Origin of the sequence: Aeromonas sp. 95A (assembly GCF_051919235.1) — a bacterium.
In the GTDB taxonomy this organism is placed as follows: domain Bacteria; phylum Pseudomonadota; class Gammaproteobacteria; order Enterobacterales; family Aeromonadaceae; genus Aeromonas; species Aeromonas veronii.
Window position 1 is genome coordinate 1293478 of record NZ_JBQBFC010000001.1, and the last position, 19989, is coordinate 1313466.

Below are 19989 nucleotides of genomic sequence, written 5' to 3' on the forward strand. Positions count from 1 at the left end.
GGATAAGGAGGATGAAAATCCGACAGAAACAGAGAGGGGGCCAAGCCCCCTCTCATTATCATTTATTGCGCGATTAACGGATCTGCAGGATGGTTTGCTGCAGCGAACTGTTGACCTCCAGAGAACGGGAGTTGGCCTGGAAGTTACGCTGGGCAGTGATCAGATCCACCAGCTCCGAGGTCAAATCCACGTTGGACTGCTCGAGTGCCGATGATTTGATGGTCCCGAAAGTACCCGAGTTCGGCGTCCCCGGCAACGCCTCACCAGAGAGCAGGGATTGGCGCCAGGAGGTATCGCCGACCTGAGTCAATCCTTGCGAGTTGGCAAACTTGGCCATCGCCACCATGGCAACCTTAATCGTAGTTGCGTTACTGTAGGTCGCGGACACAATACCATCTGGCGTGATCTCGACCTTGGTCAAACGACCGACAGTAGAGCCATCCTGTGTCAACTTACTGACTTCAAATGGTGATGAATATTGGGTTACTGTCCCAAATACAATATCAACCTGTTGGGTAGGATCTGCGCCATTTGTAATAATACCGGCCCCAGGATTAGGCCCAGTAATTGTACCTAAAGGTTCCGTTTTTAATGTTGCTGGTGAAATCGCATTCATTTTACCATCAGAGCCAAACGTAATCTGCGCAGCTTTCGGAGCTTGCGCCAAAGTTCCCGTCATGGTGGGCGCCGTGCCTCCTTCAATGTTAATCGGCTTGTCACCTTGATAAAGGTACATACGCCAAGACGGAGGATCCGCAGGTTTGGTTGGATCTGTTGTGTCAGCATCTTTGACAAAATATTGCGTAATCGTATGAGGTTCTCCAAGAGAGTCATAGATCACTACTGATGTAGATGAAGAATAAGTCTTTGAATCTTTCGGGTCAAAATTCGAAGGTGTAAATAACTGTGGTTTAGTTGTTGAGGTTGAAGGTAAATTGAAACTCGCTTCTATTTTGCTTGTTTTCACAGGCTCACCCGCCCGATCTGGGATCTGGATAGGTTTGGTTGCGTTAATACTCACTGCTTTCGGAGACCCATCTTCGTTAATCTCATACCCTTGCAGATAATGGCCCTGATTGTTGACCATATAGCTGTTTTCATTGAGCTTGAAGGCACCGGCACGGGTATAGGTGCGATCCAAGTTAGTCAGGCCATCAGAGGTCACAAAGAAGCCATTCCCCTGAATCGCCAAGTCCAGTGCGTTATTGGTAAATTGCAGCGCCCCCTGATGGAACTGTTGGGCAACCGCCCCGGTCGCTACACCGTTACCGACCTGGGTCTTGGCATTGACAAAGATGGAGTTGGCGTAGACATCCGCAAACTCGGCACGGGACTCTTTAAAGCCCATGGTGTTAACGTTAGCAATGTTGTTAGCGGTGACGTTCAAGTCTTTTTGTGCCGCGTTGACACCGCTCAAGGCATTGTTAAATGACATATCCAGCTCCTTAGATCGATGCTGTCGACGTGGTTTTTGACGGTGTAACCGTCGGATTTGAATTGGTGCCTGAAATTTGCAGAATATTGTTCAAATATTCGCTACCCAGCCCTCTCAAATTGAGGCGAGTCGGGTTAGTGGCATTGCCCAAGGCAACACTGTCTACTTTGGCATAAGCAAATGTGGCAATACTTTCCGACTTGCCATCGAGGGTACCGCTGGCTTTGATGACATACTTGCCGGCGGCAACTCGGTTACCGGCCTTGTCTTTACCGTCCCAAGCAATTTCAACATTACCTTTTTGGTCTCCTTCGAGGGGAAACTCCTTGATAACCTGTCCCTTTTCATCTTCAACGGTAATTTTGACGCCTGAATATTTATTCGTTGTTCCTACAGCAACGACCGCAGATAACGAACCATCCTTGTCTAAAAATCCTGTATTGCCCTGTAGCAATACATTTTGGCCTACCAGAGAAGACGCTTGCAGAGCCTGGCTGGATATCATCTGGTCATTAAGCTTACCCATTTGAGTAGACAAGCTACTGATCCCCTCAGACGTAGACATAGAGGCCATCTGGGAGAGCATCTGGGCATTGTCGACAGGTTTGAATGGGTCTTGATACGACAATTGCATTGTTAGCAGCTTCATAAATGAAGCCTGATCCAGCTCTTTCTTCGGCGCCGTTGTGCTGCCTGTCGTCTGGGTCGTGGTACGGCTGATGCCGTTCACATTATTGGTTGTATCGACCATGCTGCATCCCTCCTATCAGGATTTGCCAAGCTGGAGCGTCTGCTGCAGCATCTTTTTGGCCGAATCTGCAACCTGTACGTTGGTCTGGTAGCTGCGCGAGGCGTTGATCATGTCGGCCATCTCTTCAACCATGTTGACGTTTGGTTTGAAGATAAAACCGTCTTTATCCGCCATCGGGTGGTTGGGGTTGTACTCCTTGAGCAGTGGCGCATTGCTCTCGACAATCCCCTTCACCTCCACCCCGACCGAGCCCTGCTTGTCAGACATCGCCTGATCGAGCTGGGCGGCAAAAACTGGCCGCCTGGCGTGGTAAGTATTTTCCACACTGGAGCTGACGCTGTCCGCGTTGGCCATGTTGCTGGCAACCGTGTTGAGGCGCACTGACTGTGCGCTCATAGCCGAGCCTGCTATGTCAAAGACCTTGAACAAACTCATCACTGCTCTCCTTTCAGGGCCTTGAGCAGGCCACTGATCTTGCTATTCATAAATTCAAGGGAGGTTTGATACTCGAGGCTATTGCGCAGAAATTCGCTGCGCTCCTGCTGCACATCGACTGTATTGCCGTCACCGGTATCCGGTTGCAGCGGGTTGCGATATTGCACAGTACCCGGAGCGTCCATATTCAAGGCAAAGTGCTTTTCGCTGGTCGTTGCCAAACCAAACCCCTGATGCGACTGGGCCTCCTGCAATGCCTGAGCAAAATTGATATCTCTGGCTTTGAAGCCCTGGGTATCTGCGTTGGCAATATTGCTGGAAAGCACCTCAGCACGCTTGGCGCGAACGCTTATGGTGTGTTGATGCACACCGAATGCCTTGTCAAATGAAAGAGCCATAGCACACCTCCTGCTTGGTTTATTTTGTTTGCAAGAGGTGTGCCATAAGCAAATCACTCAGTTCGATGGTTTGGGTATGAGCACATTTCAGACCGAAAACGGCAGGAGCATCTCGTGCCTTGAGTCAGACGGCATCATTTGGCCACCTTAAGGTTGCAACCACTTTTGCAGTGGCGAGATATGGTAGGTAAATAGAAAGACTGAGCTGTAGATTAAGAAAGAGGGAAGCTCGTAGCTTCCCTCTTTGCATGGACTGGCAATATTCGGCAGAACCCGAATATCAAGGCCATCAGGCCTATTTGACCTTGTAGACAATCCCCGGATTGCAGCGGATCATCTCGAACCGGTCGGTCAACCCGGCCAGTGACTCCGACGCGCCCAGCATCAGATATCCACCGGGATTGAGACTGGCAGCAAACTGGTTGAGGATCTTCGACTTCACTTCCGGCGCAAAATAGATGAGCACGTTACGGCAAAAGATAATGTCGAACTTGCCGAGCAGACTATAACTCTCCAACAAGTTGAGTGGCCGGAAGGTGGTCAATTTTCTGACTCGCTCAGCGACCCGCATCTTGTTGTCACCGTAGGGCTCAAAAAACATCTTCTTGCGCTCCGGTGACAAACCGCGCGCCAGAGCAAGGCTATCGTAAACGCCTTCCTTACACTGATTGAGCATGGTCGTCGAAATATCCGTCCCGACAATCTGCACGCCACCAGGCAAGGTCCCCGGCTTTTTCATCTGCTGCTCCAGTGCCGTCATGGCAATGGAATAGGGCTCCTGACCTGACGAGGATGCAGCCGACCAGATCTTGATGGGGCGGCCACTTTTCCCCAACTCGGGGAAAATCTTGTCAGTAAGAAGCTGAAACGGATAGGTATCACGAAACCAGAGGGTCTCGTTGGTCGTCATGGCATCCACCACGGCCATTTTCAGGTCACGCTCTCGCACACTCATAGCACGGGTAACCAGATCAGACAGACTCTCGATGCCAAACTGAGCCATCAAAGGTGAAAGACGGCTCTTCACCAGATACTGTTTGTTATCCCCCAGCACAATTCCGCTCTGTACCGCCAGAAAGTTGCTGAACTGTTTGTATAAGTCGTCCGAAAGTGTCTTCATGCAGCTGTTCTTCTTTATTAGAGTGCGTTTTGTACGGCCTTGGCCAATTCATCAGGCTGGAACTTGGCGATAAAATTGTTCGCACCAACTTTCTGCACCATTGCCTGGTTGAATACTCCACTGAGCGAGGTGTGCAGAATAACATGCAAATCCTTGAGATTGGGATTATTCCGGATCTCGGCAGTGAAGGTATAGCCATCCATTTCCGGCATTTCAATATCCGAAATAACCAGCGCAACCTGATCCTTGATAGGACCATTTTTGGTCATTTCCAGCAGCATGTTCAATGCTTCGCGGCCATCTTTTGCCAACACGCACTCGACACCGATAGCCTCAAGCGCACGTTGTACCTGTTTGCGTGCCACTGAGGAGTCATCCGCAACAAGAACAGGACGCCCCAGAGTCGGGTGGTCGACACTGGCCTGAACCAACTCCTCACTAACATCCGTTGCAACCGGCGAAATTTCGTTCAATATCCGCTCAACATCAAGGATTTCGACCAACTCGCCATCGACTTCAGTCACTGCTGTCATGTAGTTGATGCGACCCGCACCTTTGGGCGGAGGCAGGATGGATTCCCAGTTCATATTGATGATGCGCTCGACCGAATGCACCAGAAAACCCTGAATAGAGCGATTGTACTCGGAGATGATAATGAAGCATTTGCTCAGATCATCTATCGGGCGTTTGCCAACCGCCATGCTGAGGTCGATGACCGAGATAGTCTGGCCACGAATATGAGCCACCCCGCGAATGCAGGAGTTCAACTTTGGCATCACGGTCAAGGGGGGACACTGCAACACTTCACGCACTTTGAATACGTTGATGCCAAATCTTTGACGTCCATTGAGACGAAACAACAACAACTCCAGCCGGTTTTGCCCCACTAGCTGGGTACGTTGGTTGACCGAGTCCAGGATACTGGCCATAAACACTCCCTAAAAACGCTTGGCATTAATCATGCATGCGTGATGGATTGCGTCAGACTATCGATGTGACAACGAACAGATTCTGAAGCAATCATAGTTAAATATGGTGATATGCGTGAACAACTTATCGACCAACGAGCGAAAATGATTAACCGACTTTTACTCATCAGCCTCTTTTTTGGCAGCATATCTTCCAGCTACGCCTCGGACGTCACTACTTATCTGCAAGAAAAGGCACAAGAGTTCGTTTACAGCCAGCTGGATATTCCGTTGGATGCCAGAGCCGAGGTCACCTCTGCCACGCTGGATGAACGGCTCCCACTGACCCGCTGCGAAGATCTGCTCACCATCAGCTTACCAGCAAAAATGGAAATTCGCCGTAATACAACAGTTTACCTTAAATGTGAGGAAGACAAACCTTGGGACGTCTATCTCCCGGTGCGGGTCAGCATTCAAAAACCCTATGTCACTGTGACCAACCCCATCGCCAAGGGGGACCTGCTGAGTGAAAGCCAGCTGGTGTTGGCCTATCAAGATCAGACCCTGATCCGTGGCGACTACCTGACTGACACAGCCCCTCTTATCGGAGTACGCAGCAAGCGGGAGCTAAAACCGGGGCAACCCATCCGTTTGAGCCAGGTTTGTGTCGTGTGCAAAGGGGATCAGGTCACCCTGACGGCAGAAAACAGCAACTTCCAGATCAAAACCATGGCCCGAGCCTTGCAAGATGGCAGCTTCGGAGAGATCATCAAACTCGTCAATATTCGCTCCGGCAAAACCGTTGAGGGTAAAGTCAGTGCGGTAGGTGCCGTATCGGTCACTTTTTAAATCCGGATCCTTGACAACTTTTTTCTAAAGTTTTGATCTGCCGCTCCGATAAACAGGTAAGCAAACCTTAAAGCAGACGAAGGTAACTAAAATGGCCATCAACAATATCAACAACTTGGCGAATAATCGGTTGCAAAATACCGCTAATAGCCAGGGGACAGGCAGCAAGTCAGTCACCTCATCGCCCGAAAACAAAGCGGCTACTGTCAAGCTGGACTCCGTCTCCTTGACCAGTGAGGCGCAACAATTGCAAAAGATGCAACAAAACCTCAATACCGCCTCGACCGGCAATGAGAGCAAGGTCGAACGACTGAAAAAAGCCATCGCGAGTGGCGAATATCAGGTCAACAGCGACGCTGTTGCCAAGAAGATGTTCAGTTTCGAAGCCAATCTGGACAAAGTTCTGGGATGATGGACTTACCTTCGTTACTGCACACCCAAGATGATTACCTCAGCCAGATGCAAGGCATTCTGGAAGAAGAGTTCAGCTTGCTCGAACAGCATCAGGCACTGGCCCTGCCCGCACTGACCGAGCGCAAACAGCAGTTGCTTGCTGCAATAGAAACTCTGGACAAGACCCTCGCAGAGATGCCGGAACTGGCACTGCAGTTGGCTGCCTATCCCGACGAGATGGCGCAGCTTCGTGCAAAACTGGATGCCTGCCAGGCACAAAATGATATCAACGGTCGCTTGCTTGAATTGAGCATCGTCTCCAACCGTCGTCTGGCAACCTTTCTGAGTCAGCTGCGCGATCGCAACAGTTTGACCTATGACGCCAAGGGTAATACTCGCTCTGGCACCCGCTCCTACGGTATCAAGGCCTGACATCTCTTATCAGGCCTTGCATTTTTGCTGTCCGTTTTAAAGCTCCAGTCGCAACAGCTCTCGCCCGTCCTCACACGCATTGACGCGCAGTACCCCGTCCTCATAGCACCCGTAACTGGCAGGCAACTCGCCGCGCGGGAAACAGATAGACCCCGGGTTCATCAATATCCGTTCCCCCTGCCACTCCAGCACCGGCACATGGGTGTGGCCGCTCAGGAACAGACTACCCGCCGGAAGCTGAACCTCGTCCGGGCGATAAAGATGGCCATGGCTGACAAACCAGCGCCGCTCATCGACCAGCAACTGGTTGTAGGGGGCGGTGATGGGAAAGCGCAACAGCATCTGATCCACTTCGGAATCGCAATTGCCCCGCACCGCGATGATCTGTGGCGCCAGCTCGTTGAGCCGATCGGCCACCGCGGCCGGGTTATACCCTTCCGGCAGAGGATTGCGCGGGCCATGGTTGAGCAGATCGCCGAGCAGCAGATAGTGATCCGGCTGCCAGGGCTCAAGTTGGGTCAGCACCCGCTCCAGCGCAATGATGCTGCCGTGGATGTCGGAAATGATGGCAAGTTTCATGAAATGCTCCTCACTGCGGGCTGAAATAGAGATCCTTGGTGGCAATCGTCCCTTTCAAATTCTGGCTGGGCAGCCCTCGCAGGATGGGATCGACCAGTCTCATCTGATTGTAATGATACACGGGGAGGATCGGCGCCTCCTCAAGCAGCAACTGTTCGGCATGCCGGTAGAGTTCAACCCGGCTCGCGCTGTCCAGCGTATTGGCAGCCTGCTCCAGCAACAGATCAAAGTCGGGATTGCAGTAGCCGCTCTCGTTGCGCAGATCCTGACAACGGAAGCTGCCCAGCATGGCAGACGGCTCCACATAATCGCCAAACAGGAAGCTTCTGGCCACCTGGAAATCACCGCTATCCTTGGCTACCTGATAGGCACCCCACTCCAGACTGTTGAGGGTGACCTGTACCCCCAGCTTCTGCCACATGGCGGCAATGGCCATCGCCATCTGCTTGTGGGTTTCTGCGCTGTTGTAGGTAATGCTCAGCTTGAGTGGATTGGCACTGTTATACCCGGCAGCTGACAACAACGCTGCCGCTTTGGCCTGGCGGGTTGGCATATCTTCAAGCGCCACAGGCAATATCACCCGGGGGTAACCCGGCATCTCCGGCAACAGCGACCATGCTGCCTGTTCATCCTGCCCGCTCACCGATCCAATGAGCTGCTGTCGATCAACCGCCATGGAGAGCGCCTGACGCACCCGCACATCCTGCAGTTCGGGGCGCTTCAAATTGAACGCATAGAGATAGGTACCAAACAGCGGCAAGCCCCAGAGCCGCTCCGGAGATTCGCGCTTCATCTTCTGGTAATAGCCGAGGGAGACCTTGTTGGTGAGCTGGATTTCACCAGCCTCATAGCGCAGCCGTTCGGCATGTTGCGAAGTGATAGGCAAATAGGTGACCCGTCCGATACGGGTGTGAAGGTCATCCCAGTAGTGGATATTGCGCTCGGCTTCGATCTGCTCGTTCGGCGTCCAGCTTGCCAGCCGATAAGCACCATTGCTCACCAGCTTGCCGGGCTCGGTCCACTGCTTGCCAAATTTGGCTATCGCCTTCTGGTTGACTGGCACAAAGGGGCGCTGACTGATGAGTTGCAGGAAATAGGGAGCCGGCCGCTCCAGAGTGATTTTCAGGACCTGATCGCTTTGCGCTTCAATGCCAAGATTGCCGAGCTCCAGCGCGCCAGCATAGATGGATTGCGCATTGTTGATCCCCGTGGCCAGCAGCAATCCGGCAGAAGGGGAGTTGATGGCCGGATCGAGCAGACGGCGCCAGGCATAGACAAAATCAGCGGCCACCAGCGGCTCGCCATTGGACCATTTCAGTTGAGGGCGCAGGAAGAATCGCCACTCCAGCCCATCGTCACTCACCTCCCAGCGCTGTGCCTGAGCAGGAACGATATTCCCCTGCCCATCATCACTGACCAGCCCTTCAAACAGATCGACCAGCACAGCCTCCCCCGGAAAACCGGAGCGCACCAGCGCCGGATCCAGCGACTCCGGCTCGGCACCGTTGCCCTTGACCAGGGTTTGCCGATCGGCAAGCAGAGGCTGCTGCTCAACGGTGGTGGCATGGGCCAGGGGCCCTGCCAGCACGGCAAGCAATAGCGGGGAGAGCCAGCGTTGCGCCAGCTTGGGGAAGAAACCATACCTCATGACAAAACCTCGAATAAAACCACTGCAGGAGGGGAAGGCCGACGGCGCGCCTGATGAATGCCTGATGCCGCTCTTGTTATCCCCGAAAACGCCCCGTATTGTATCGGGCTTGCCCGGGAGATGGAGTCTTTCGGGTTAATTTTTTCAGGAGTTTTTATGGGTTATGAGTGGCTGGCCCTCGCGTCGGCCAGTTTATGGGCAGTTGCAGCGCTAATTTCGGTCAAACCGGCCCGTCATCTCGGCGCATTTGCCTACAGCCGCTGGCGCATGTTTCTGGTCAGCCTGATGCTCGGCACCATGAGTCTGCTCACCGGTGGCTGGCAAACCCTCACCGCAAACGCCCTGCCCCTGCTCGCCATCTCGGGGCTGGTCGGCATCTTCGTGGGCGATACCGCGTTGTTTGCCTGCATGAACCGACTGGGGCCAAGACGCAGTGCCCTGCTCTTCTCCTGCCATGCGCTGTTTTCCGCCCTGCTTGGGCTCTGGCTCTTTAATGAACAGCTGACAGGCTGGCGACTGCTGGGGGCCATGCTGGTCTTTGCTGGCGTAATGCTGGCGATCCTGTTTGGCAGACGCAGTAGCAGCAACGAGTGGGAGCAGATCCGTGGCAATCTGGCGCTGGGAATTGGCCTTGGCCTGACGGCGGCACTGTGTCAGAGCGTGGGAGCCATCATCGCCAAGCCAGTGATGATGAGTGGTGAGGTGGATGCGGTGAGTGCATCGGGTATCCGGATGGGCAGTGCCCTGCTGGCCCACTGCGTCCTGCGGCTGGGGCGCTTGCCGCTGGCCATGCCGCTCAAACCGGTCAATCGCCAGATCCTCGCCATGATTGCCACCAACGGTTTTCTGGCGATGGGGCTGGGGATGACGCTGATCCTGATGGCGTTGCGGCAGGGAGAGGTGGGCATGGTGGCCATTCTCTCCTCTACCACGCCGGTACTGCTGCTGCCGCTGTTGTGGTGGCACTCGGGGGAGCGGCCATCCGTTGCCGCCTGGGCGGGGGCACTGATTGCCACCCTGGGCACCGCGCTGGTGCTGGGTTTCAGCACTCACTGACACCCGGCACCATCCCTGATCAGAACAGGGCAATCTCCTCAGCGGTCAGCTCGCGGTATTCACCGGGGGCCAGATCTTCATCCAGCGTCAGGCCACCCACCCGCTCGCGATGCAAGCCAACGACCTTGTTGCCGATGGAGGCAAACATCCGCTTGACCTGGTGGTACTTGCCTTCGTGGATGGTCAGGCGTGCCTCGCACTCATCAAGAATTTCCAGCTGAGCAGGACGGGTTTTATCGGTCTCGTTACGCAGGTAGACCCCTTCGGCGAACAGCGCGATCGCATCCGGGCTCACCGGCTCGGCCAGCCAGACGTGATAGGTCTTGGCACACTCGTGACGCGGCGAGGTGATGCGATGGGACCATTGACCGTCGTCGGTCACCAGCACCAGCCCCGTGGTGTCGAGGTCGAGGCGACCCACTACATGCAGCTTGCCCATCGCCGGTTCATCCATCAGGAAGAAGACGGTCGGGTGATCCGGATCCTCGTTGGAGCAGACATAACCTTCCGGCTTGTGCAGCATGAAATAGCGGTTGCGCTGCTCCAGCGTCAGCAGCACGCCGTCAAACTCGATCTGGCTCTGCTCATTGATATGAAAGGCGGGCTGCTTGACCACAATGCCATCCACCATGACCTCGCCCTGACGGATCAGTTTGCCTGCCAGCGAGCGGGTCAAATCGGAACAATCGCACAGAAATTTATCAAGCCGCATTCACAACCTCGGAGTCCAACAAGTAAAGGGGCGTCATTATATCGGGCGGGGGCGACAACGCCACTGTTAAGGGGTTGCCAATTATGACGAACTGGTCATCCGATGTTACACTTCTCCGGTGTGACCCATCCGAACGATACTCATAATAATAAGAGTCAGGAAGCCCTCATGAAGTCTCAAGCATCCTATCCCGTCATTCCCGTCAACCAGCTGAAACCCGGCATGTATGTCATTGCTATCGCCAGCCAGACAGGTGGGATGGAGATCGCCCAGATGGGCTTGGTGACCAGCGTGGCGCAAATTGCCAATCTGGTGCGTCAGGGGGTGCTCACGGTACGCATCGATCTGGCCCGCAGCAAGCTGGGCAGTGCCGAAAGTGACGCCGTTACCTCCCCCGACCTCAATGCCAACAGCGCCCAGGTAGGGCGCCGGGCCAGTGCCAACGGCGAAGGACGAGAGCTTAAAATCCGCCGCCTCTATCAGGAAGCGCGCGAGCTGCAAGGCAAGTTCATTCGCCACCTCAAAGCGGGTGAACCCATCGACATCACCCCGCTGGCCGAAGTCGCCGAAGAGATGGTGGACACCATGTTCACCCACGGCGATGCCATGCTCTGTCTGGCCCGTATTCGCGCCAAGGATGCCTACCTGATGGAGCACTCCATGAACGTGGCCATTCTGCTGGCCAACTTCGGCCGCTATCTGGGACTGGAGCGCAGCGTACTCAAGGAGCTGACCCTGGGTGGCCTGCTGCACGACGTGGGCAAGATCATGACCCCGGACGAGGTGCTCCACAAACCGGGCAAGCTGACCGATGAGGAGTTCGCCATCATGCGTCAGCATGTGGTGCACAGTTACGAGATCCTCAGCAATACCCCTGGCATCACCCCCACCATGCTGGAGGTGGCCGCCAACCACCACGAGCGGCTCGATGGCTCCGGCTACCCGCAGCGACTCAAGGGGGAGCAGCTCTCCCTCTATACCCGGATGAGCGGCATCGTCGATGTCTATGATGCCATCACCGCGGATCGGGTCTACAAAGCAGGTATGCAGCCGACCCAGGCCTTCCGCATTCTGCTCAAGGGGATCAATCAGCACTTTGATGCCGAACTGGTTACCAAGTTCATCAAGTGCATGGGGGTCTATCCGGTGGGCACTCTGGTACAGCTCTCAAACCAGCGCCTGGCTATCGTGATGCAGCGCAACGAGCAGCAGCCGCTCAAGCCGGTGGTCAAGGTGATCTATCACGCCACCCAGCGTCACTACCTCGAGGTACAGTGGCTGGATCTGGCCAAGTCAGGGGTGCAGGAGAGCATCGAAAACACGGTCGACCCCAAAGAGTTTGGCATCAACCTCGCCAACTTCTTCTAAATCTCTCACCTCAGATATTCATGATTGGCGCTGGCTGTCGAGCCAGTGCTGGATCAGAAACTCCTCATCCAGCGGCGAGAGATCAAAACGCAGGCTGGCCTCTTCAATGGCGGCGAGATCGTGCTGGTGATGCTCGCTAAGCCAAAGCACCGCACGACGCAAATCTTCACCATGGGGGAGTAGCAGATGGTCGCTCATGGGATACCTCCGGTAGACTGCAAGGCGGCCAGCGAATATAGCCACCTCTTTCCAGTCTAGTCGGTCAATCCCCATCACCCGCGCTTCTTCACCCTCCCCCCTCAATCACTGCAATCAGCTTGTCACCGGGATCAGCGACCGAAAGCGCGCAGCCAATCCTGATCAAACTTCTCCAATGCCGCATCCACTGCCGGTACGTTCAGCAACTGCTCCGCCACATCGAGCGGCAAGGTGATCGATTGGCAACCAGCCAGCAGGCAGTCGAGCGCCTGGCGCGGGGTACGGAATGACGCCGCCAGCACCTTGCTGTTCGGTGCGTGCAGCGCAAGCAGCTGTTGCAGCTCCTGCACGGTGGCAATGCCATCGCCACCCTGGGCATCCAGCCGGTTAACGTAGGGCGCGACATATTCTGCCCCCGCCACCGCCGCCAGCCAACCCTGCAGCGGGGTATAGACAGCGGTGCCCAAAGTCGGCACACCGTTGGCGGTCAGGCTCTTGATGGCCGCCAGCCCCTCTGCGCATACCGGGATCTTGATCACCAGATCCGGATCCAGCTCACGCAGGGCAAATGCCTCGCGCACCATCTCGGTTTCGGTTTTGGCCATCACCTGGGCAAACAGGCGCACCTTGGGGCCCAGCACGTCGCGCAGGGCGGGCAGCAGCTCATAGAGCGGCAATCCCCCGGCGGCAGTAATGGAAGGATTGGTGGTGACACCGGCCAACGGCAGGATCCGTGACCAGCGACGCACTGCCGCCACATCGGCGGTATCGAGATACAGCTCCATCTCTAACTCCTTAACGGGATGTTCAATATGTCGCCATTCTAGCGATAAAACATCTGCAAATCACTTGATCGAAATCAAATCAACTTTCGAATGAAAGAAAATAAAATAAAAAACAAAAGGAGGCGGTATGATTTTCGATCTGCAACGATATTCAACTCACGATGGCCCCGGCATTCGCACCCTGGTATTTCTCAAGGGGTGCTCGCTGGCTTGCCTGTGGTGTCAAAACCCGGAAAGCCGCTCTCCCAAGCCGGACATACTACTCGACCGACGCCAATGCATCGAGGGATGCCAACTCTGCAGCCAGGCCTGTCCGGCAATCTTGCATGACAGCGAGGGCATCCAGCTCACTCGTTCAGCCCTCAAGGCCGAAGATATGGAACGGCTGCGCGGCCTCTGCCCCAGCGAAGCGCTGCAGGTGTGCGGCCGTGACGAAACGCTGGACACCCTGATGGACACCATACTGCGGGATCGCCCCTTCTTCGAGCGCAGCGGCGGTGGCATCACCCTCTCCGGTGGCGAGCCGTTTATGCAGCCCGAATTTGCTGCCAACCTGCTGGCCCGCTGCAAGGCCGAAGGGCTGCACACCGCAGTCGAGAGCTGCCTCCATGTGCCCTGGCACCAGATTGAGCCAAGCCTCCCCTCACTGGATCTGGTGCTGGCGGATCTCAAACACGTGGATAAAGAACGTTTCTTCCACTGGACCCACGGCAAGGTGGAGGTGCCCATCGCGAACCTCAAACGCCTCGCCGAGCACGGCGTGCCCATGCAAATCAGGGTGCCGCTCATTCCCGGCTTCAATGCCGACCGCGCATCGATCAGCGCCATCACCGACACCGCCGCCAGCCTCGGCACGGTGCAGGAGATCCACTTCCTCCCCTACCACACCCTGGGGATGGGCAAATATGCCCTGCTGGATCTGCCCTATCAGGCGCCGGAGACACCGCTCGATGACCACGATTTACTCAGCTTTGCCCACGCATACGCCCAACGTCAGGGGCTGACCCCTGTGACCAGAGGATAAGATCATGACCCAGCTCGACCTCAATGCCCTCAGCCCGCGGATCCGCGCCCACAAAGAGAGCCTGATCCACATCGTTCAGCCACCGGTCTGCACCGAGCGTGCCCGCCACTACACCGAGGCCTATCAGGCCCATCTGGCCCGGCCGCTGCCGGTGCGCCGCTCCCTGGCGCTGGCCCACCACCTCAAGCAGCGCACCATCTGGATCAAGCACGACGAGCTCATCGTCGGCAACCAGGCCAGTCAGGTGCGGGCGGCGCCGCTCTTTCCCGAATACACGGTGAGCTGGATTGAGAAGGAGATCGACGAGCTGGCCGACCGCCCCGGCGCCGGTTTTGCGGTCAGCGAAACCGACAAGGAGATCATCCACGCCCTCACCCCCTTCTGGCGCGGCCAGACGGTGCAGGATCGCTGCTTCGGCCTCTTTACCGACGAGCAAAAAGCGCTGCTGGAGAGCGGCATCATCAAGGCCGAGGGCAACATGACCTCGGGGGATGCTCACCTCGCGGTCAACTATGAGGAGCTGCTCACGCTGGGGCTCGATGGCTTCAAGGCCAAGGTGGCCGAGCGGCGCAGTCGGCTGGATCTGGCGGATTGGGCCGACCTGCAGCGCGAGCAGTTCCTGCACGCTGTCGCCATCACCCTGGATGCGGTCAGCGCTCATATCGCGCGCTACGCCGCACTTGCCCATGATATGGCAGTACAAGAATCTCGCCCCGAGCGCCGAAACGAACTTGAGACTATCGCGCTCAATTGCGCCCACATCGCCCACCAGCCACCCGAAACCTTCTGGCAGGCACTGCAGCTCTGCTACTTCATCCAGCTCATTCTGCAGATCGAATCCAACGGCCACTCGGTGTCGTTTGGCCGGATGGATCAGTACCTCTACCCCTGGTATCGCCGCGAGGTGGAATTGTCGGAATCCCTGCCTCGGACGCACGCCATCGAACTGCTGCAAGGGTGCTGGCTCAAGTTGCTGGAGGTGAACAAGATCCGCTCCGGCACCCACTCCAAGGCCTCCGCCGGCAGCCCGCTCTACCAGAACGTCACTATCGGTGGCCAGAACTGGCGGGATGGCAGTGCCCATGACGCGGTCAATGGCCTCTCCTACGCGATTCTGGAGTCCTGCGGCCAGCTGCGATCCACCCAGCCCAACCTCTCGGTGCGCTACCATGCCGGGATGAGCGAGGATTTCCTCGACGCCTGCATTCAGGTGATCCGCTGCGGCTTCGGCATGCCCGCCTTCAACAACGACGAGGTGGTGATCCCCGAGTTCATCAAGCTCGGGGTGAGCGTGGAGGATGCCCACCACTACGCCGCCATCGGTTGCATTGAGACCGCCGTACCCGGCAAGTGGGGCTACCGCTGCACCGGCATGAGCTTTATCAACTTCGCCCGCATCCTGCTGGCCTCCCTCGATGGTGGCCGCGATGCCACCACCGGCAAGGTATTCCTGCCCCAATCCCAGTCGCTGCAAGACGGGAGTTTTGGCAACTTTGACGAAGTGATGGCCCGCTGGGATGAGCAGGTGCGCTACTTCACCCGCAAATCCATCGAGATCGACTGCGTGGTCGACAGCGTGCTGGAGGCGCAGGCCCATGACATCCTCTGCAGCACCCTGGTGGATGACTGCATCGAGCGCGGCAAAACCATCAAGCAGGGGGGCGCCGTCTATGACTGGGTCTCCGGTCTGCAGGTGGGGATCGCCAACCTCGGTAACAGCCTGGCAGCCCTGAAGAAACTGGTGTTCGAGCAGGGGATTGTGGAGCAGCAAGAGCTGGCTGCCGCTCTGGAGCAGGATTTTGCCGGGCTGGCAGGGGAGCAGTTGCGCCAGCGCCTCACCAACGCCGCCCCCAAATATGGCAACGATCTGGACGAGGTTGACCTGCTGCTGGTGCAGGCCTACCAGAGCTACATCGACGAGCTCAAGGAGCTGCACAACACCCGCTTCGGCCGTGGCCCCATCGGCGGTACCTACTATGCGGGCACCTCCTCCATCTCCGCCAACGTACCCTTCGGTGCCGCCACCATGGCCACCCCGGATGGTCGCCGTGCCCGCACGCCGCTGGCGGAAGGGGCCAGCCCCTCGTCGGGTTCGGATCGTCTCGGCCCGACGGCGGTGTTCAACTCCATCGGCAAGCTGCCCACGGCGGCCATCCTCGGCGGCGTACTGCTCAACCAGAAGCTGAGTCCGGCGAGCCTTGAGAACGAGCGGGACAAAGCCAAGCTGATGAGCCTGCTGCGCACCTTCTTCGAAGTGCACAAGGGGTGGCATGTGCAGTACAACATCGTCTCGCGGGAGACCCTGCTGGCCGCCAAAGCCAATCCGGATCAGTACCGGGATCTGGTGGTACGGGTGGCGGGCTATTCAGCCTTCTTCACCGCCTTATCCCCGGATGCGCAAGATGATATCATCGCCCGCACCGAGCACAGTCTCTGACGGGGCGCACCCCATGGCGCCTGTGACGTCATATGATTGGCAAGCCACCCCACGGGTGGCTTGCCGCTATCCACCACCTTCTATGTGAGCGCACCATGAATCCACGCCACCAACTGATCCTCACTCTGGTCCATCAGGCTCGCAAGATGAGCGTGAGTGAACTCTCCCGACACACCGGCGTGTCAGAGGTGACGGTGCGCAACGACCTCACCGCGCTGGAGAAGCAGGGGCTGCTCAGACGGGTACACGGATCGGCCATGGCGCTGGAGACCGATGACCCGGATGCCCGAATGAACATCAACTACCTGCTCAAGGAGCGTCTCGCCGAACGGGCCGCCCAGCTGGTGGAAGATGGCGAGACGGTCTTTATCGAAGGGGGCAGCGCCAACGCCATGCTGGCGCGCCATCTGGCCCTGCACAAACGGGTCACCATCATCACCATCAGCAGCTATATCGCCCATCTGCTCAAAGACACCCCGGCTCAGGTAGTGCTGCTCGGCGGGCTGTTCCAGCATCAGAGCGAGAGCGTGGTGGGGCCGCTCACGCGCCTCTGCATCGAGCAGGTGCACTTCTCCAAGGCCTTTATCGGGGTCGACGGTTTTCATCCCGAGATGGGTTTCACCGGCCGCGACATGATGCGGGCCGATGTGGTCAACAGTGTGCTGGCCAAGGGGATGACCAATGTGGTGATCACCGACAGCAGCAAATTTGGCGCCATCCACCCGAGCCAGCTTGGCGCGCCGGGCCAGATCAACGTACTGGTTACCGACGATGCCCTGCCCGCCCCTATGCGGGCAGCCATCGCGGCCAAGGGGATCACCATGCACTGCGTTGCGGCCTAGGTCACCCGCTAATTCACGCTATTTCATTGACCTGACAGGATAAAATTTTCATGATGAGCCAGTCCCCATCGGGACTGACATCACCAGTGCGTGATCTGCAGGAAGCAGACTTCAGGAGAGCAAGGACATGCCATCGACCATCACCGCCGGGGGTGCCGACTCTCCCCTATCATTCGCGCCACCGCCATCACCCTGGCCCTGTGCTGGAGCCCGTTTGGCTGGAGTGCCACGCTGCCTGCCGACTTGAAGTGGGAGAGCAACAACCAGGATCCTCTCTATGCCGATCCGGCCGCCAAACGCGGCGGCACCTTTCGCACCTTTATGACCAGCTTCCCCCTGACCCTGCGCAAATATGGCCCCGACTCCAACGGCGGCTTTGCCGGTTACGTGCGGGAAACCAACCTGCCACTGCTGAGCACTCATCCCGTCACCGGCAACCCCATGCCGATGCTGGCAAATGAGTGGGCTTTCGGCGCCGACAACAAGACCCTCTATTTTCGCATCAATCCCAAGGCGCGCTGGTCAGACGGCCAACCGGTCACCGCCGATGACTGGCTCTTTACCCTCAAGATGATGCGCAGCAAGGAGATCAACGATCCCTGGTACAACAACTACTACAGCACCCAGATAGCCGACATCACCAAGTTTGACGATCACACCCTGGCCATCACCAGCGGCACCGAAAAGAGCCGCCAGGATCTGCTCGAATCACTGCCCATCAGCCCGGAGCCGAGCCACGCCATCAAGCTCACCGCCAACTGGGTCAAGGAGTACAACTGGAAGGTGTTGCCAGTCACCGGTCCTTATCAGATCGATCAGGTGAAAAAGGGCAAATCGGTCACCTTCAAACGGATTGAAAACTGGTGGGGGGATGACGAGCGCTACTTCCAGCATCGCTTCAATCCTGCGCGGATCGAGATCAAGGTGCTCAGGGATCTGAACATCGCCTGGCAGCACTTCCTGCGCGGCGATCTCGACACCTTCCCGCTGGTGATGCCCAACTGGTGGCACGACAAGACCAAAACCGCGGAGTTCGAGAAGGGTTATATCGCGCGTACCTGGTTCTACAACCAGACCCCGCAATCGCCAATGGGGCTCTATCTCAACACCGCCGATCCGCTGCTGAATAATCTAGATGTGCGGCTCGGGATCCAGCATGCCCTCAACCTCGACAAGATGCTCACCACCCTGCTGCGGGGGGATTACCAGCGACTCAACAGTTATGGCTCAGGTCAGGGTGAGTTTACCAACAGCGAGATCAAGGCCCGTCCGTTCGATCCCAAACTGGCACGGGAATACTTTGCCAAGGCAGGCTTTAACAAGGTAGGGCCACAGGGGATTTTGCAAAACGACAAGGGGCAGTCACTGACCCTCGCCATCACCTACACCACCGCAGAGCATGCCCAGCGGCTCACGCTGTTGCGGGAAGAGGCCAAGAAGGCGGGGCTTAATCTGGAGCTCAACCTGATGGATGCATCGGCCGGTTTCAAATCGATGCTGGAGAAAAAGCACCAGAGCGCCTGGATGGCCTGGGCGGGCAGCCGCTATCCCGCCTATTGGGAGTTCTTCCACAAGGTCAACGCCAACAAGCCCCAGACCAACAACATCATGAACATCGATGACGATGCCATCACGGCTCTGGTGGAGCAGTATGACAAGGAGTTCGACTTTGCCAAAAAGGCGGCCCTGTCACGGCAGATCCAGCAGCGGCTCTATGAGCTGGCAAGCTTCGTCCCCGCCTATCAGGTGCCCTACACCCGGGAAGGCGCCTGGCGCTGGATCAAACTGCCAAAAGTACCTGCAACACCCAAGAGCGAGCAGCTTTACTGGCCTCTTGGGGGCGACAACAGCGGTTACAGCTATGGCGGTCTGCTATGGATTGATGAAGAGCTAAAATCCGAGACCAGGGCAGCCATCAAGAGTGGCAAGACTTTCCCGGCCGAGCCTATCATCGACACCACTTATCGCCAGCCCTGATTGCATCAGCCCATCGGCAAAAGTCCTTAAAACAAAAGACCCCGCCAGATAGCGGGGTCTTTGTTGGCAACCGGTGTTGCGAATAGCTCGGTGATCAGCCGCGTTTGGCCTGCTTCTCGGCAATGGCGTCAGCCACGTCAGCCGGCTCCAGTACGATGCCTTCCTGATCCGGGGTCGGGAACACGGCAACACACAGCTCGTCCTGCTCCATACCGTCAACCCAGCGCTCCAGCCACACCTTGAGGGTGATGGACTGCGGCTTGCAATCGGCCCACTCGCCTTCGGCCCACGCCTTGGCGTACTCCGGGTGCGGCCATACCGGGATGCAATCTTCATCGTCGGTGGTCAGCATCATGACGCCATGCTCGTCAGTCAGGACGAATAGCTCTTCATGCTCGACCAGCTTGCTGATGAAGTGATCGTAACGGTAATCAGCGTTCAGTTGCAGCGCGGCATTGCGCTCGGTGTCGCTCAGTTCATAGCTCATTGGCCAAGTCTCTCTCTCGATAAAGGGCGCCATGTTCACATCTTGTCGTCAGCTTGTCCAGCTTGCAGCCCCTTGGCACCGGATGGGGAGGACAATGACGCAAATAAGGATAGAGCAGCCTCCTCGATAGCGAGACCGCCAGCCATCATATTGCC

General features: G+C 56.8%; 20 protein-coding genes and 1 pseudogene. 9 read left to right on the forward strand and 12 right to left on the reverse strand.

Features of this window, described 5'->3' with window-relative positions; translation table 11 throughout:
* Positions 1-73 precede the first annotated feature (73 nt).
* The 6 genes from flgE to ACTG2U_RS05630 all read right to left on the reverse strand — a co-directional run bounded on the left by flgE (position 74) and on the right by ACTG2U_RS05630 (position 5068).
* Positions 74-1435 carry a flagellar hook protein FlgE gene (gene flgE, locus ACTG2U_RS05605; protein WP_157161051.1) on the reverse strand — a complete coding sequence of 454 codons (1362 nt, stop codon included), beginning with the start codon at positions 1433-1435 and terminating at the stop codon, positions 74-76.
* A gap of 10 nt (positions 1436-1445) precedes the next feature.
* Positions 1446-2186: a flagellar hook assembly protein FlgD gene (locus ACTG2U_RS05610; RefSeq protein WP_429012383.1), complete on the reverse strand. Its 741-nt coding sequence runs from the start codon at positions 2184-2186 to the stop codon at positions 1446-1448.
* Positions 2187-2201: 15 nt separating this feature from the next.
* A complete protein-coding gene (gene flgC / locus ACTG2U_RS05615; protein WP_411240720.1) occupies positions 2202-2621 on the reverse strand; it encodes a flagellar basal body rod protein FlgC in 420 nt (139 codons plus the stop codon).
* Complete coding sequence (gene flgB, locus ACTG2U_RS05620) at positions 2621-3019, reverse strand: flagellar basal body rod protein FlgB (protein ID WP_439974173.1); 399 nt, start codon at positions 3017-3019, stop codon at positions 2621-2623. Before flgB ends, flgC begins: the two co-directional genes overlap by 1 nt.
* A gap of 295 nt (positions 3020-3314) precedes the next feature.
* Positions 3315-4139 carry a CheR family methyltransferase gene (locus tag ACTG2U_RS05625; RefSeq protein WP_005350656.1) on the reverse strand — a complete coding sequence of 275 codons (825 nt, stop codon included), beginning with the start codon at positions 4137-4139 and terminating at the stop codon, positions 3315-3317.
* A 17-nt stretch (positions 4140-4156) separates the two neighbouring features.
* The gene (locus ACTG2U_RS05630; RefSeq protein ID WP_005334174.1) at positions 4157-5068 is read right to left on the reverse strand and encodes a chemotaxis protein CheV; all 912 of its coding nucleotides are present in this window, start codon (positions 5066-5068) and stop codon (positions 4157-4159) included.
* A 144-nt stretch (positions 5069-5212) separates the two neighbouring features.
* Between ACTG2U_RS05630 and flgA the strand changes: the two genes are divergently transcribed.
* The 3 genes from flgA (at position 5213) to ACTG2U_RS05645 (ending at position 6721) form a co-directional block, all read left to right on the forward strand.
* A complete protein-coding gene (flgA, locus tag ACTG2U_RS05635) occupies positions 5213-5896 on the forward strand; it encodes a flagellar basal body P-ring formation chaperone FlgA (protein ID WP_081990713.1) in 684 nt (227 codons plus the stop codon).
* Positions 5897-5987: 91 nt separating this feature from the next.
* The gene (gene flgM, locus ACTG2U_RS05640) at positions 5988-6308 is read left to right on the forward strand and encodes a flagellar biosynthesis anti-sigma factor FlgM (protein ID WP_335812369.1); all 321 of its coding nucleotides are present in this window, start codon (positions 5988-5990) and stop codon (positions 6306-6308) included.
* The gene (locus tag ACTG2U_RS05645) at positions 6305-6721 is read left to right on the forward strand and encodes a flagella synthesis protein FlgN (RefSeq protein ID WP_040066163.1); all 417 of its coding nucleotides are present in this window, start codon (positions 6305-6307) and stop codon (positions 6719-6721) included. The genes flgM and ACTG2U_RS05645 overlap by 4 nt, the downstream gene beginning before the upstream one ends.
* 36 nt (positions 6722-6757) lie before the next feature.
* On the opposite strand, the gene yfcE is transcribed toward ACTG2U_RS05645, so the two are convergent.
* Together yfcE and ACTG2U_RS05655 are read right to left on the reverse strand one after the other, a co-directional pair.
* Entirely contained in the window at positions 6758-7300 is a 543-nt protein-coding gene (yfcE, locus tag ACTG2U_RS05650; RefSeq protein ID WP_005350648.1) for a phosphodiesterase, read from the reverse strand.
* A gap of 10 nt (positions 7301-7310) precedes the next feature.
* Entirely contained in the window at positions 7311-8948 is a 1638-nt protein-coding gene (locus tag ACTG2U_RS05655; protein ID WP_429012384.1) for a peptide ABC transporter substrate-binding protein, read from the reverse strand.
* Between the two features lie 156 nt (positions 8949-9104).
* On the opposite strand from ACTG2U_RS05655, the gene ACTG2U_RS05660 reads away from it, so the two are divergent.
* Positions 9105-10004 carry a DMT family transporter gene (locus ACTG2U_RS05660; RefSeq protein WP_439974174.1) on the forward strand — a complete coding sequence of 300 codons (900 nt, stop codon included), beginning with the start codon at positions 9105-9107 and terminating at the stop codon, positions 10002-10004.
* Positions 10005-10023: 19 nt separating this feature from the next.
* Here the strand turns inward: ACTG2U_RS05660 and rsuA are convergent, their stop codons facing one another.
* Complete coding sequence (rsuA, locus tag ACTG2U_RS05665; RefSeq protein ID WP_439974175.1) at positions 10024-10716, reverse strand: 16S rRNA pseudouridine(516) synthase RsuA; 693 nt, start codon at positions 10714-10716, stop codon at positions 10024-10026.
* A gap of 168 nt (positions 10717-10884) precedes the next feature.
* Here rsuA and ACTG2U_RS05670 point away from each other — a divergent pair, with 168 nt between their 5' ends.
* Positions 10885-12084, forward strand: a complete 1200-nt coding sequence (locus tag ACTG2U_RS05670) for an HD-GYP domain-containing protein (protein WP_019446125.1) — start codon at positions 10885-10887, stop codon at positions 12082-12084.
* 18 nt (positions 12085-12102) lie between these two features.
* Here ACTG2U_RS05670 and ACTG2U_RS05675 read toward each other — a convergent pair whose 3' ends face one another.
* Together ACTG2U_RS05675 and fsa are read right to left on the reverse strand one after the other, a co-directional pair.
* Positions 12103-12282, reverse strand: coding sequence for a hypothetical protein (locus ACTG2U_RS05675; RefSeq protein WP_120415231.1), 180 nt, complete (start codon positions 12280-12282; stop codon positions 12103-12105).
* A 131-nt stretch (positions 12283-12413) separates the two neighbouring features.
* The gene (gene fsa, locus ACTG2U_RS05680; protein WP_425854430.1) at positions 12414-13067 is read right to left on the reverse strand and encodes a fructose-6-phosphate aldolase; all 654 of its coding nucleotides are present in this window, start codon (positions 13065-13067) and stop codon (positions 12414-12416) included.
* Between the two features lie 127 nt (positions 13068-13194).
* Here fsa and ACTG2U_RS05685 point away from each other — a divergent pair, with 127 nt between their 5' ends.
* The 4 genes and pseudogenes from ACTG2U_RS05685 (at position 13195) to ACTG2U_RS05700 (ending at position 19347) form a co-directional block, all read left to right on the forward strand.
* Entirely contained in the window at positions 13195-14091 is an 897-nt protein-coding gene (locus tag ACTG2U_RS05685) for a glycyl-radical enzyme activating protein (protein WP_439974176.1), read from the forward strand.
* Between the two features lie 4 nt (positions 14092-14095).
* Positions 14096-16528: a formate C-acetyltransferase/glycerol dehydratase family glycyl radical enzyme gene (locus ACTG2U_RS05690; RefSeq protein ID WP_439974177.1), complete on the forward strand. Its 2433-nt coding sequence runs from the start codon at positions 14096-14098 to the stop codon at positions 16526-16528.
* A 95-nt stretch (positions 16529-16623) separates the two neighbouring features.
* A complete protein-coding gene (locus tag ACTG2U_RS05695) occupies positions 16624-17370 on the forward strand; it encodes a DeoR/GlpR family DNA-binding transcription regulator (protein ID WP_139472878.1) in 747 nt (248 codons plus the stop codon).
* 127 nt (positions 17371-17497) lie between these two features.
* Positions 17498-19347: pseudogene (locus tag ACTG2U_RS05700) on the forward strand (extracellular solute-binding protein).
* A gap of 94 nt (positions 19348-19441) precedes the next feature.
* On the opposite strand, the gene ACTG2U_RS05705 reads toward ACTG2U_RS05700, so the two are convergent.
* Complete coding sequence (locus ACTG2U_RS05705; protein ID WP_005334204.1) at positions 19442-19834, reverse strand: DUF2750 domain-containing protein; 393 nt, start codon at positions 19832-19834, stop codon at positions 19442-19444.
* Positions 19835-19989 lie beyond the last annotated feature (155 nt).

Coding starts and splice junctions, on each gene's coding strand:
- flgE (WP_157161051.1), bottom strand. CDS start 1,435: ATGTCATTTAACAATGCCTTGAGCGGTGTCAACGCGGCACAAAAAGAC.
- ACTG2U_RS05610 (WP_429012383.1), bottom strand. CDS start 2,186: ATGGTCGATACAACCAATAATGTGAACGGCATCAGCCGTACCACGACC.
- flgC (WP_411240720.1), bottom strand. CDS start 2,621: ATGAGTTTGTTCAAGGTCTTTGACATAGCAGGCTCGGCTATGAGCGCA.
- flgB (WP_439974173.1), bottom strand. CDS start 3,019: ATGGCTCTTTCATTTGACAAGGCATTCGGTGTGCATCAACACACCATA.
- ACTG2U_RS05625 (WP_005350656.1), bottom strand. CDS start 4,139: ATGAAGACACTTTCGGACGACTTATACAAACAGTTCAGCAACTTTCTG.
- ACTG2U_RS05630 (WP_005334174.1), bottom strand. CDS start 5,068: ATGGCCAGTATCCTGGACTCGGTCAACCAACGTACCCAGCTAGTGGGG.
- flgA (WP_081990713.1), top strand. CDS start 5,213: ATGATTAACCGACTTTTACTCATCAGCCTCTTTTTTGGCAGCATATCT.
- flgM (WP_335812369.1), top strand. CDS start 5,988: ATGGCCATCAACAATATCAACAACTTGGCGAATAATCGGTTGCAAAAT.
- ACTG2U_RS05645 (WP_040066163.1), top strand. CDS start 6,305: ATGATGGACTTACCTTCGTTACTGCACACCCAAGATGATTACCTCAGC.
- yfcE (WP_005350648.1), bottom strand. CDS start 7,300: ATGAAACTTGCCATCATTTCCGACATCCACGGCAGCATCATTGCGCTG.
- ACTG2U_RS05655 (WP_429012384.1), bottom strand. CDS start 8,948: ATGAGGTATGGTTTCTTCCCCAAGCTGGCGCAACGCTGGCTCTCCCCG.
- ACTG2U_RS05660 (WP_439974174.1), top strand. CDS start 9,105: ATGGGTTATGAGTGGCTGGCCCTCGCGTCGGCCAGTTTATGGGCAGTT.
- rsuA (WP_439974175.1), bottom strand. CDS start 10,716: ATGCGGCTTGATAAATTTCTGTGCGATTGTTCCGATTTGACCCGCTCG.
- ACTG2U_RS05670 (WP_019446125.1), top strand. CDS start 10,885: ATGAAGTCTCAAGCATCCTATCCCGTCATTCCCGTCAACCAGCTGAAA.
- ACTG2U_RS05675 (WP_120415231.1), bottom strand. CDS start 12,282: ATGAGCGACCATCTGCTACTCCCCCATGGTGAAGATTTGCGTCGTGCG.
- fsa (WP_425854430.1), bottom strand. CDS start 13,067: ATGGAGCTGTATCTCGATACCGCCGATGTGGCGGCAGTGCGTCGCTGG.
- ACTG2U_RS05685 (WP_439974176.1), top strand. CDS start 13,195: ATGATTTTCGATCTGCAACGATATTCAACTCACGATGGCCCCGGCATT.
- ACTG2U_RS05690 (WP_439974177.1), top strand. CDS start 14,096: ATGACCCAGCTCGACCTCAATGCCCTCAGCCCGCGGATCCGCGCCCAC.
- ACTG2U_RS05695 (WP_139472878.1), top strand. CDS start 16,624: ATGAATCCACGCCACCAACTGATCCTCACTCTGGTCCATCAGGCTCGC.
- ACTG2U_RS05705 (WP_005334204.1), bottom strand. CDS start 19,834: ATGAGCTATGAACTGAGCGACACCGAGCGCAATGCCGCGCTGCAACTG.